We start from the raw sequence: 12,245 nt of genomic DNA on the forward strand, positions 1-12,245 counted from the left end.
TACACTAACCATATGAGAGGAACTCTAAAATACAAGTTATCTAAAAAGATTAAAGAACACCGTCCGAGAACCAAACGCCTGTTAAAAGAATTTGGCGATGTTCAGGTTGACAGTGTCACAGTATCACAGGTACTTGGTGGTATGAGGGGCATTAAGTCTCTTGTTACCGATATTTCATATCTTGATCCCGAAGAAGGGATTCGTTATCGTGGTTTTACTTTACAAGAAGTTATTGATCACTTACCCAAGCCTAAAGGTGCCGAAATGCCTTTTGTTGAAGGTTTGTTTTACTTGCTTTTGACCGGAGATTTTCCGAATGAAGAAGAGGTAATGCAGGTGGTCGAACAATTTAACAAGCGTCGTATCGTCCCACGTTACGTTTACGATGTGATCGATTCTTTTCCTACATCAAGTCATCCAATGGCAATTTTTTCGACAGCCATTTTGACTCTAAATCGTGAATCTGAATTTAATCGTGAATATCAGGCTGGACTCAAAAAGAAAGATTATTGGGAACCAACTTATGAAGATGCCCTAAATTTATTGGCAAAACTACCTGAAATTGCGGCTTATATTTATAATAAGTTGTATAGAAAAGGTGAAAAAATTCAATCAAATCCTAATTTGGATATGGGAGCTGATTTTGCAAATATGATGGGTATTGATAAGCCTTACGATGATGTATCACGTTTGCATTTTATTATTCATTCTGATCATGAAAGTGGTAATGTGAGTGCCCATACCGGTCATTTGGTTGCCAGTTCCTTGTCAGATATTTACCTTTCTATTTCTGCAATGATTAATGGTTTGGCAGGTCCTCTTCATGGTTTGGCTAATCAGGAAGTCCTACGCTGGTTACAGGCAGTGATGGAGAAGATGGATAATAAGCTTCCAACTGAAGAAGAGATGCAGAAGTTTGTGTGGGATACTTTGAATTCCGGGCAAGTAATTCCAGGTTTTGGTCACGCTGTATTGAGAAAAACCGACCCTCGTTATATGCTGCAAAGAGAGTTCAGTAAGAAACATCTTCCTGATGATCCGATTTTTAAGTATGCCGATTTATTATATAAGGTTGTTCCTCCAATTTTGCAGGAACATGGTAAAGCTAAGAATCCCTGGCCTAATGTGGATGCGCAATCGGGAGTTATTCAGTGGCACTATGGTGTGACGGAGTATGATTTCTATACGGTATTGTTTGGTATTGGAAGAGCCATAGGTATTTGTGCTAATATTATTTGGGACAGAGCTTTAGGTTATCCTTTGGAACGCCCTAAATCGGTTACAACAGATATGTTGGAAAAGATGGTTGGGATTAAAGACTAAGTCTGAAACATGGATATAAAAAATCCCCATTTAACTAAAGTTAGATGGGGATTCTTATATCTAAATATTACCTTTTTAAGAAGGGAACTTGATTTGTTTAAGTTCGGTTTCTAATTTGGTGATATCATCTTGAATGAGAACTTTAAATTGAGCAAATTGATCCTTTATTTTTTCTGATAAAGAATTGTAATACTCAATACCAGCCAAAAGATTGCTTTTGAATTTTTCAAGGTTTCTGAGACTTTTTTTATCAGGATCTTTTAATTCAGCTATCTGTTCTTTAAGGTAGTTAATATAGATGCTTAATTCTTTGGCAAACATATTCGGTCGATCAGAACGTTTAATCAGATTCAATCGACCATAAATGTGATCAACCATTTGTTTAAAGCTCGCTTTCTCGGAGAAATAGGCCATGTTTGGACCAGGACAAATTGAAACACCATCTCCATCTGCAGTGGTATCTAGTTTATTCACGATATACGAAGATGCAGACAGACCTTTACAAAGACATGATTTTTGACTCATCTTTATGATTTCAGAATCATACTGCTCTTTGCTCAGGTTTTGGGATTTTAAATCTTTAATCTTAAGATTTTGATATTGTCTTGAGGCTGTACAAATCGGTTCATCGGTATACTCTGTATTAGCAACTAACAAGCGTTTGGTACAAATACTTCCGGGTTTACCAGCCTTAATCATTTCAATCTTGCCCTCATCACGCGTATTGCCTTTGAGGTTGTTAAAACGAACTCCCAGTGGCGAAGAATGACTTAAGTATAAATCATCTTCTCTAGCTTCTGCAAGAGTTTTAAATGTTTTTTCATCCACATCACAGACCTCAGGAACTAAAAGGAAAGGTGAACCCCAACCGACTGAATCAATTCCATAATAATCCAATAGGAATTCATGTTCGTCGGCAGTTCCGACCCCGCCTTGTGCTGTGATTTTAAGCTCCAGATCCCCTTGGGGAATCGGACGCTTTTTAGATTGAAGTGCAGAAAACAAGAGCTCACTTGTATCTGCAATTAAGTCTGAACGATTTGCTTTAAATTCTTCAAGGATAGGTCCCATCAGAAATCCTTCTGTAGCAAAAGCATGTCCACCACAGTTGAGGCCTGATTCTATTCTGTATTCGGAAACCCAAATTCCTTTTTTAGCGAGGAATTTACCCTGAATAAGTGCTGAACGGTAATCACTAACCTTTAGAACGATTTTCTTCTTAATGTAGCCCTCTTCAGTAGGAAAAAAATCATCGAACTGCTCCAGATAGCCATATAAACGAGGGTTCATACCGGCTGAAAGAACTAATGAAGACTCAAGTGTACTGTTGGCAAAGCCTCTCAGTGCTGCATGAGCATCGTTGTATTCGCTTGGTAATTTCTCACCTTCAAATGAGTTTGCCTTATCTACCTTGGTCATAATATTAACATCAATGGTTCCCATAGGTAGATTGTCGTTCAACCAGTTTTTGATATCCTTGACAATAGGGTTATTATTTAGTTTGTTCTGAATTTCTTTTTTTAGGGATGAAACATCAGGAAGTAAATCCATGTATTTTTCAAATTCTTTTCCCTTTTCAAGAAATGATTCTTTGACTTCTTCAAATTTGTTCTTAACCATCTTGTCCATCAGGTTAAGATATGCCGTGATTCTTTGAGCTCTACAATCAAAAGTCTTTTCTGAAATAGGTAGAAATGGCAAGCTATATTGTTTGCTATAAAATTCACGTAAATTTTCAAGAAGCATATCATCCACAATGGAAATAACTGACGAAATACCATACTGAGCTACATGTAATGGTGTGTTCACAGTATATCCAGTTCCCATAACCGGGATGTGGAATGTATGTGCAATTTTATTGGTCATTTAGTTTTGTTTTTTTGATTGCTGTATAATTTACAACAACCGATATTGTTTTTTGATTTAAACAGCCCGCAAGGTATTGTTTTTAGTGAGTTTATCAAATAAAATAATGAAAATACGAAGTCTTATTAATGTATTTGATATAAAGAGTGAATAAGAGAGGTTTAAATGTTAACTAAAAAAGAGTATATTGAGTTGGGTTGGGTTCTATATCAATACCTTCAATATTTAAAAGTTTTTGTTTTAGATTTAAGCCCCCAGCATAACCTGTTAGTTTGCCACTTTTTCCTATTACTCTGTGACAGGGAATTATAATTGGAATAGGATTTTGTGCATTGGCTCTTCCAACAGCCCGACAGGCCGAAGCATGATTGATGTTATTGGCAACATCCTGATAGGAACAGACCTTTCCGTATGGAATAGCCATGACCTCTTTCCATATTTTTTTTTGAAATGGAGTCCCGCTGGGATTTACTTGCACGGTAAATCCTTTTAAATGTCCAGAAAAGTAAGCTCTAAGTTCGTTTTTTGTTTGCTCGATCAACTCAGAACCATGAATCCAATCCGAATTAATTTGGTGAGTCTGATTCTTGGGCTGAAAGACAATCTTTTTTAAAGCGAATTCCTGAGCTAAAATAAGCAAGTCTCCTATAGGTGAAGGGAGGATATCGAAATAGTATTGCATTCTTTTTTCGGTTAGTTGTATATTGATTTACCGAAAGATAAGAAAAAGGTGACTTAAGTATATTTCGAAAGCCAAATTTTTAAGATATTTTAATTGATAATCTTGCGTTTAGGAATTTTGTGAAATTAAAAAAGCCCTATCTTAAAGAAAGGGCTCCTGAACTCAAATTATTATTCTTTTTTTGCTGCTAAATCCCGTAAGACAACTGAAGCAATAAAACAACCAAAGATTGGAGGCATGTACGAAATTGTGCCTACATTGGATCTTTTATTTTGGCTTTCGACTAATACCACAGCACTTTTATCGACTTCTTCAGGTGAAAAAACAACTTTTACGCCTTTGTGCACACCTTTTTGATGTAATTTTTTTCGAAGCATACGGGCCAGTTTGCAGTTGTACGATTTAGAAATATCTGTTACTTGAATTTGGCTGGGATCCATTTTACCACCAGCACCCATGGAGCTTACTACCTTATATTTCATGCTAAGACTATGATAAATCAGGAAAATCTTTGGTGCCAGAGTATCAATAGCATCAACCACGTAGTCGTATTCTGCCTCAGCAAGGACTTCAATCATGCGTTGATCTCGTAGAAATTCGTTGATCACACGAAGCTTTATATCCGGATTGATGGATTTAAGTCGCTCAGCCATGACTTCAGCCTTATCTTCGCCGAGAGTTTTGTTTGTCGCAGGTAGTTGCCTGTTGATATTCGATGCTTCGATGTTATCTCCGTCAACAATGGTCATTTGACCAACTCCGGCTCTGCAAAGCAATTCAGCCGCATAGGCTCCAACGCCGCCAAGTCCAACAACCAATACGTGAGCGTTTTTTACCTGCTCTAATCTTTCTTCTCCAAGCAGAAGTTCTGTTCTGCTTAACCATTCAGTATTCATCTTAATCCAAAATATTATAGGTTTAAAGTTCTTGTTGTCGAATTATTAAAACAAGATTGCTTTAAATGTGTTTTTTAAATACAGTATTGTAATTTTTTAAAAGCTCAATTTTAAAAATGGCTAGTTGCATTTTCTTTAAGCTGGCAGCTTTCTCATATATTTCGACAATAGAATGTTTGCTTTCATCCGTTTCCAGAAATAAACGGTTTATCGGCATTTCTATAAATATATTTTGAACTTTCTGATCGAATAATAAGGCTTCACCAAATGAGATAAAGCAATTGTGTTTTAGCAGTTCCTGAGCGATTTGCATATTGTTTCTAAAACCATGAATCAACCATGGGGTAGATGCTTGTACTCTTTTTTTTATTGATATAAGTTCCGGGAAATATCTAACAGCATGAACGATAATTGGCTTTTTATAGGTTTCAGCTATTTCAATTTGTTTTGTGAAAAATGTTTCCTGCAGATTCAATGGTGTTTTAATAGCTCTATCCAAACCGATTTCTCCAATTGCCATAACATTTGGCTTTGAAGCAAATTCTTTAACCAACTCCAGATTTACATCTGCATTTTTCTTTTCTAGATGCCAGGGATGTACGCCTACAGTAATTAATTTATCTGTATGTGCAATCGTCATATACTTTTCCGGGAAAACATTTAATACAGATATGACACCATCGGTATGATCCATTTGGTGCGTATGTATGTTTATATAGGGCGTGTCTGGCATAATTTGTTATTGGCTCGGCAAAAATATAAAAATATCGGAAAATGTATCTTTTATTGCTGAATTGTTTGGGAGGGTGGATCCAGGTTTATCTCTATGATCCTTATTTAATTACTAGGCATTTAATAAAGGTAAGGTTTTAAGTTGACTCATAAAAGCTTTATTCCAAACTAAAGGAATTTCTTCTGTATCCCTTGTAAACACAGAAAAAATTACTTACTTTGCATGCAAGATAGAACGTTCTTTACATATAAGATAAAAGCATAATCGCACTAGTTATCGATTGTTAAACTCAACACTTACAAGTTACCGAGAAAGCTACACGTTTGCAAAAGCAGGCCCCAACCTTCGGGTTGTTTTCGGACACAGGGGAAACTTGACCAGATGGGCACTCAAATCCTGTTTTATAGGAGTTTAAAATCCATTAGCTAGTGCGCTTTTTTTTGTCTTGTTTTAAGCTATTTCTATATATTAGCACCCTCCATATATTTAATATTGATTTAGAGATTCTCCTTGGAATTGCTATTTTTGTGCAGTTATTACGGGCTAACTATAAACACACATCAGTTTTGACTCAAAGATATTTTATACAACTTAGTTATAAAGGAACCAACTATCATGGCTGGCAAGTACAGCCTAATGCTATTACGGTACAGGAAGTTTTGAATAAAGCTCTAAGTACAATTTTGAATCAGGAGGTGAATGTTGTTGGTTGTGGCAGAACGGATACTGGTGTTCATGCCAGTGATTTTATGGCCCATTTCGATTTGAATGATATTCGGGATGTTGAAGCTGAGAAGCTGGTTTTTCGTTTGAATCGTTTTTTACCCTATGATATTGCCGTAAAATCGATGTTCCCGGTACATTCTGAAGCTCACACGCGCTTTGATGCTTTAGCAAGAACCTATCAATATTTTATTACGAAGGATAAAAATCCTTTTCGTTCTGAGTCGCATTGGACCATGACACATCAGCTTGATGTGGATAAAATGAACGAGGCCGCAAAACTTCTGTTTGATTACGAGGATTTCACGAGTTTTAGCAAGTTGCATACCGATTCGAAAACCAACATTTGTAAGATTTATAAGGCCGAATGGGAAGATCGTGGCGATGAGTTGGTCTTTACGGTGAGTGCAGACCGTTTCTTACGGAATATGGTGCGTGCTATTGTGGGAACATTAGTTGAAGTAGGGCGGGGAAAACTTGATATGGCTGGTTTCCGTCAGGTAATCGAAAGTCAGAATAGAAGCAATGCCGGAACATCTGTTCCCGGACATGGCTTATTCCTTTGCAAAATTGAATACCCTGAAGATTTGAATAAGGAGATTTAAAATCGCCTTATTCGTTCCATATTTTCCACGATTCTTCAGCTTGTAAATGGAGCATTTTAAGTCCATTATGAACTTTAGCTCCACGCTCCAAACCTTTTGCCATAAAAAGTGTGGTGTTGGGGTTGTATACCAAATCGTATAAGTAATACGTCTTGTCTAAGAGTGCGTATGGAATATCAGGACAGGTATGTGTTTTGGGAAATGTGCCCAAAGGTGTACAGTTGATAATGAGTTTGTGATCAGAGATGATTTCTTCAGTAATCTCTTCGTAGGAGATTGATTTTTCAGTTCTCTTTCGCGAAACAGAAATAAAGTCGATCTTCATATTTCGAAGGGCTGTTTCGATAGCTTTTGAAGCACCACCAGTACCTAATATTAACGCTTTAAAATCATTCCCCTCTATAAAACTTTTTAAAGACTCACCAAAGCCAAAAATATCTGTGTTATAGCCTTTCAAATACACCTTATCGCCTTTGTGTTTAATCTGAATTGAATTAACGGCACCAATCTCTTTAGCTAAAGGATCAATTTCATCCAGATAAGCGATCACTTTCTCTTTGTAAGGAATTGTGACACATAAACCTTTTAGTTGTGGGTTACTGTCAACAACATCAAGAATTTTCTCAATAGATGGAATTTCAAAATTCAAAAACTGAGCCTCAATTTTTTCATTTTCAAACTTATCTGTAAAGTATTGTTTTGAGAACGAATGTCCCAGAGGATTACCGATAATGCCGTATGTTTTCATGATGACAGGGCTGAGTGTGAAGGTTAAAGATAAAAAATAGAACAGTTTAGAAAGTAATTCCTTTTCTCTGAATATGAACTCATTGTATTATCAGGTGGGTAAATTACTCTTTTGATTCAGGTGAGAATTTTTCCATCACAATAATTAGTGCAAAACCTAAAATTGCAAGTTCAATTGCTGCCAGTAAATTTGCCTGTTGACCTGTTAGGTTTTCAAATGTTTGAGGTAAAATGTTGCCTTGAAGCAGTGGTTTTTCAACTCCATGTCGATCTGTGAACGTCGAAAGGGTTTCTTTCCATGGCCAAACTTTATTTAATGATCCAATCATAAAACCAGACAGGAGGGCGATGGTCATGTTGTGATATTTATGCAATAACCAGCTTAGTAAATTCGAAAAGCTTAACAGACCGGTAACGGCACCTAAGCCAACCACAGCAATCACATCTAATTTAAATTGACTTAAGGCAGATAATACAAATTCATATTTACCTAGTAAGAGTAAAATAAAGGCTCCTGATATTCCTGGAAGAATCATGGCGCAAATAGCCAAGGCGCCCGAAAGAAAAAGAAACCAGTAGGCATTTGGGGTTTCAGCTGGCGTAACCACGGTAACCATATAGGCAATTCCTATGCCGATAAGCATTGCGACGATGCTTCTAAGTTTCCATTCGGTGATTTTTTTTGCTACAACAAGAGCTGATGCAATGATTAAGCCGAAAAAGAATGACCAGATTAGAATAGGGTGTTGCTCAAGAAGGTATTTGATCAGTTTCGCTAATGAAATGAAACTAATTGCAATTCCAAGGATAATTGAAATCAGAAAATTTGCATTGATAGCTTTCCAAAAATCTTTAATCTTAAATTTTAACAGAAGTTTGATGGCATTTAGATTGATAGACTTAATACTTTCAATCAATTCTTCGTAAATACCGGTTATAAATGCGATGGTTCCTCCTGAAACTCCCGGAACTACGTCTGCAGCTCCCATTCCCATGCCTTTCATGGCAATAATAATGTAGTCTTTAATTGTTCTAGTCATTTTGTTTGTGCGTATAAGTGGCCTGAAATGAATTTTCGAATTGAAAATGCAAGGCCTAAAAAAAGCTAATTCTATTGATTAGCTTTAATAATTTGTTTGAATTTGTTGTTGTTTTCCAGTTCAGGAAATTGAATGAAGATGTCTTCGATTTTATTCTCTGGATCTGCCATGGCTTTACGCAGATAATGTTCGGCTGCATTTGCATCAGAAGCTAGCATGTAATAGGCAGCCAAATTGTTCTGCAATTGAACATCGTCAGGGCAACAACCCAGGCTTTCGAGTAAAACGTCAATAGCGGCTTCCTCCTTATTGTTCTGATGATAAAACTCAGCCAGCGTAATGGCATAAGTTGGGTCGTAAGGATCCAGATTTATTGCCTCCCGAAAGCACTGAACAGCCTTTTGAGCTTCAGGTAATCGCGAATAGGCCGAACCTAAGGCAAACCAATAATCAGGATTTGTATCATCAAGCTTTTTAGCTTCATTTAAGTATACCAAACTTTCGTCAATTTTATCCTGATAAAGCAGGATTAGTCCCATTCCAAACCAAGGATCAGCAAAGGTTTCATCTTCCTGAATGGCATTCTCGTAGTAGATCATTGCCTGATCGTACTCTTCAAGTTTTTCGAAACATTCGCCAATGTATGAATAGGTAGAGGCATGATCATCTTCGAATTCGAGATATTCGATATAGCTTTTGATTGCTTCTTCGAATTTATCACAAAGTGCTAATGCATTAGCCTTGTTGAAGTAGGCTTTGCTATGCTTTTCGTTGATGGCGATACAGAAATCGTAGGCTTCAACAGATTTTAAGCTTTGATCGGTTCGGTTGTACAGGATACCCAGGTTATACCAGGCATTATCTGAAAAAGGATCCAGTTCCAGATAAGCTTTATAAGCCTCAATACTTTCTCTATCTTGTTGTAATTTTTCGTAACAATAAGCGATTTCAAAAAGGACTTCCGGATCTTCACTATTTAATTGATGAACTTCCTTAAAGTAGGGCAAAGCCAAATCGTATAAACCTAGTTGTTCGAATGAGACAGCAATTCGAAATAACAAATCTTCCTTATCGTCATAGCATAACCCCAAAGCAATATCGAATTGAATTTTAGCATTTTGAGGTTTTTTAAGAATATTGTAGATATTCCCAATGAGGATGTAGATGTTTTTATTGGTGCTTTCTATCGATTTCAGTTTCTTGAGGATATTTAGCGCCTTTATTTCTTCTCCTCGACTTATAAGCACTTGTGCTTGTTTAAGCTGTAGTGAGATAGAAGAGGGGTGTAGCTGTATGGCTAAGTCTGAAGCTTTGGAAGCTTTTGCCAGTTTATGTGTTTCAAGGTAATGGTCGACGAGGTTTTCAAACTCATGAACATCGAAGTAGCATGGTTTGTTATTCTTGAGCATCGTTTCGAATCTAACTACAGATTCAAGAGCGTCATCGTCAAAATAATTATCAGTATTATCTATCATTTATTTTCTTGAAGTGATAATTCTTGAAACAAAAATAGTTTTTATTTGGGAATTTTCAATATTTAGTTATTAACAATTGATTATTTTGTATTAAAGCTACCTGAAAATAGTAGACCTCCAATGATTCCCATAAGAATATAGGTGATTTGTGAACCAAGATTACTTGCATTTTCAATGGGGGTGCTCAGAAAAAAAGTACTGATTCCGATAAAGGCTTTGCTTCCGGGAACAAGCATGATAATGCCCTGAGTAATAAAAACATGTCGGGGCGATTGTGTGATGCGAGCAAAAAGATTGCTGACAAGAACAACGGTGATGCTTCCAATAAAAGTACTGATTAAGATCCCGGTTGACGCTAGTAAAACGGTTACTGAATAGCTGATTATACTGGTCAGAACCCCATAAATCATATCTTTTCGACGCACTTGAAAGATGGGAAGCAGGCAGATTGCCAATAGGGGGATACCTGAATGACTGATCCATTTAGGGAGGTTAGAAACAACTGGTTCGATATTAATATCGATAAATAAGGGAAGTACAGATAATCCAAGTATGGTTCCAAAGAACTGTTTGAAGAGAGAGATTGAGGCGTCAAAAAGTTTGGCTGAACCCGAAACCAGACTCTTATATGTGATCTCTTCCAACGCAGTTGTAATTGCTAATCCCGGAATAAAGATGATAATGGCTGATAAAATTGTGAGGGGAATGTTTAGGGTTGGCAACCATAATGATAATAAACCAATGATAATTGTAACAACGAAAGCGGCAAGGACTTCAAGAGTATTATTAATAAACTTGGATTTGTTTGACAGGTAAGTCAGACCGTAAACCAGCATGCCCATGAAAAAAGCAACCAGACAAGAAATCCAATTGGTTCCCATTAACAGATTAAAGGAAGCAGCACCTAAGGCAAAAGCGAGTGATAGGATGAGGTGATTGACCTTTTGAGTTTGTTTGTACACCAATCGAAGCATAAGACTCGCTTCGTCAAAATCGATTTTGTCAGCAAGCACCTGATCGGTAATTTCAACAGCCCTTGATAGGGCTCCTAAATTTAGGCCTCCTGGCGATACACATTCTATGTGATTATAGGATTCATCCTCGTTTTCGCTATAAAAAACATAATTTATCCAAGTCGGCGTATCCATGAAACTGCCACGTATTCCTTTGGTTTGAGCCACTTCAGATAAATAAATCTGGATTTTGTAAGAGGGGACACCATAGATGTGCAAAGCTCTTCCCAGCTGAATGATAAATTGATATTGTTTAGGTGTTTTCAATCTGTCTGATCTCGTTTATTTTTAAGCGGAACAAATATAGATAAGAGTTTTGGAGTTGGAGTGGTTTTGGAGAAATTAATTAAGCTGAGCATGTGGTGCTGTAAAGACTTGGTTTAATGTTATTTAATGGATTGCAGGTTCGATTGCAAATATATCATGAACTGAAAGGAGCTCCAAGTTTTGTTACTAATCTTCTTTTACGAATGATCCGGATCATAGATATTGCTATTCGGGAAAAACAAAAGCATTCGGGTTTATTTCTCACTTCGTTCGTCATTAAACATGTTTATTCGCATGTATCTCGCTCATTAATATATTACGAACCCCATTCCGATGGGTGGAGCATCTCTGGAATATGGGAATGAAAAAAGGATCAATACTTTCGTATTGATCCTTTTTGTGCGGATGAAGGGACTCGAACCCCCACGCCTCTCGGCACTAGATCCTAAGTCTAGCGCGGCTACCAATTACGCCACATCCGCGTTTCTCTTGATTGCGATGCAAAGATGCTGTGTTTTTCTTTAAGCTCCAAATATTTTTGAAAAATAAATTAAACTATTTTCAATGTTTATAGGGCTTGCAGAGGGAAAGGTTTGAGATTCAATTGTTAAGCTTTTATTGTTTTTTTAGAGACAAGGGGGCAGGGTTTATTGCTTTTTATTGATAGGCTATAATTACTCCCTGTATCTAAACAAAGAAAGATTAAATTAAGGTGTGTCCCTCACTACGATTGTCAATGACATGAGATGGATCACTGGTAAAAGTTGGGTCTGCTTTAAATTGATCATATCTTTGGGAGCTTCAATTTAAAACCATTAACCTCTTATGCAAAAATCCTTATTATCACTCTTTTTCCCAGAGGGTCTTTTAAATTA

General features: G+C 36.8%; 10 protein-coding genes and 1 tRNA gene. 2 read left to right on the forward strand and 9 right to left on the reverse strand.

Annotated elements, in window-relative coordinates; genetic code table 11:
* The first annotated feature begins 12 nt into the window (after positions 1-12).
* A complete protein-coding gene (locus EO244_RS07655; protein WP_129254070.1) occupies positions 13-1,323 on the forward strand; it encodes a citrate (Si)-synthase in 1,311 nt (436 codons plus the stop codon).
* Positions 1,324-1,398: 75 nt separating this feature from the next.
* Here the strand turns inward: EO244_RS07655 and EO244_RS07660 are convergent, their stop codons facing one another.
* From EO244_RS07660 to EO244_RS07675, 4 genes are all read right to left on the reverse strand, one after another.
* The gene (locus EO244_RS07660; RefSeq protein ID WP_129254071.1) at positions 1,399-3,189 is read right to left on the reverse strand and encodes a hypothetical protein; all 1,791 of its coding nucleotides are present in this window, start codon (positions 3,187-3,189) and stop codon (positions 1,399-1,401) included.
* A gap of 172 nt (positions 3,190-3,361) precedes the next feature.
* The gene (locus EO244_RS07665) at positions 3,362-3,871 is read right to left on the reverse strand and encodes a methylated-DNA--[protein]-cysteine S-methyltransferase (protein WP_129254072.1); all 510 of its coding nucleotides are present in this window, start codon (positions 3,869-3,871) and stop codon (positions 3,362-3,364) included.
* A 170-nt stretch (positions 3,872-4,041) separates the two neighbouring features.
* Complete coding sequence (locus EO244_RS07670; protein WP_129254073.1) at positions 4,042-4,767, reverse strand: tRNA threonylcarbamoyladenosine dehydratase; 726 nt, start codon at positions 4,765-4,767, stop codon at positions 4,042-4,044.
* Positions 4,768-4,828: 61 nt separating this feature from the next.
* Entirely contained in the window at positions 4,829-5,500 is a 672-nt protein-coding gene (locus tag EO244_RS07675) for a TatD family hydrolase (protein WP_129254074.1), read from the reverse strand.
* Positions 5,501-6,066: 566 nt separating this feature from the next.
* Between EO244_RS07675 and truA the strand changes: the two genes are divergently transcribed.
* On the forward strand, positions 6,067-6,828 hold the full coding sequence (truA, locus tag EO244_RS07680) for a tRNA pseudouridine(38-40) synthase TruA (RefSeq protein WP_241687957.1): 762 nt from the start codon (positions 6,067-6,069) through the stop codon (positions 6,826-6,828).
* A gap of 7 nt (positions 6,829-6,835) precedes the next feature.
* Here the strand turns inward: truA and EO244_RS07685 are convergent, their stop codons facing one another.
* The 5 genes from EO244_RS07685 to EO244_RS07705 all read right to left on the reverse strand — a co-directional run bounded on the left by EO244_RS07685 (position 6,836) and on the right by EO244_RS07705 (position 11,852).
* Entirely contained in the window at positions 6,836-7,576 is a 741-nt protein-coding gene (locus EO244_RS07685) for a shikimate dehydrogenase family protein (RefSeq protein WP_129254075.1), read from the reverse strand.
* Between the two features lie 103 nt (positions 7,577-7,679).
* A complete protein-coding gene (locus EO244_RS07690; protein WP_129254076.1) occupies positions 7,680-8,615 on the reverse strand; it encodes a DUF368 domain-containing protein in 936 nt (311 codons plus the stop codon).
* A gap of 71 nt (positions 8,616-8,686) precedes the next feature.
* Positions 8,687-10,090 (reverse strand): tetratricopeptide repeat protein, encoded by a 1,404-nt coding sequence (locus EO244_RS07695; protein WP_129254077.1) that lies wholly within the window; start codon positions 10,088-10,090, stop codon positions 8,687-8,689.
* Between the two features lie 80 nt (positions 10,091-10,170).
* Complete coding sequence (locus tag EO244_RS07700; protein ID WP_129254078.1) at positions 10,171-11,370, reverse strand: threonine/serine exporter family protein; 1,200 nt, start codon at positions 11,368-11,370, stop codon at positions 10,171-10,173.
* 400 nt (positions 11,371-11,770) lie between these two features.
* Positions 11,771-11,852: transfer RNA gene (locus tag EO244_RS07705), tRNA-Leu, on the reverse strand.
* Positions 11,853-12,245 lie beyond the last annotated feature (393 nt).

The organism is Ancylomarina salipaludis (assembly GCF_004122035.1).
Classification (GTDB): domain Bacteria; phylum Bacteroidota; class Bacteroidia; order Bacteroidales; family Marinifilaceae; genus Ancylomarina; species Ancylomarina salipaludis.

Coding starts and splice junctions, on each gene's coding strand:
- EO244_RS07655 (WP_129254070.1), top strand. CDS start 13: ATGAGAGGAACTCTAAAATACAAGTTATCTAAAAAGATTAAAGAACAC.
- EO244_RS07660 (WP_129254071.1), bottom strand. CDS start 3,189: ATGACCAATAAAATTGCACATACATTCCACATCCCGGTTATGGGAACT.
- EO244_RS07665 (WP_129254072.1), bottom strand. CDS start 3,871: ATGCAATACTATTTCGATATCCTCCCTTCACCTATAGGAGACTTGCTT.
- EO244_RS07670 (WP_129254073.1), bottom strand. CDS start 4,767: ATGAATACTGAATGGTTAAGCAGAACAGAACTTCTGCTTGGAGAAGAA.
- EO244_RS07675 (WP_129254074.1), bottom strand. CDS start 5,500: ATGCCAGACACGCCCTATATAAACATACATACGCACCAAATGGATCAT.
- EO244_RS07685 (WP_129254075.1), bottom strand. CDS start 7,576: ATGAAAACATACGGCATTATCGGTAATCCTCTGGGACATTCGTTCTCA.
- EO244_RS07690 (WP_129254076.1), bottom strand. CDS start 8,615: ATGACTAGAACAATTAAAGACTACATTATTATTGCCATGAAAGGCATG.
- EO244_RS07695 (WP_129254077.1), bottom strand. CDS start 10,090: ATGATAGATAATACTGATAATTATTTTGACGATGACGCTCTTGAATCT.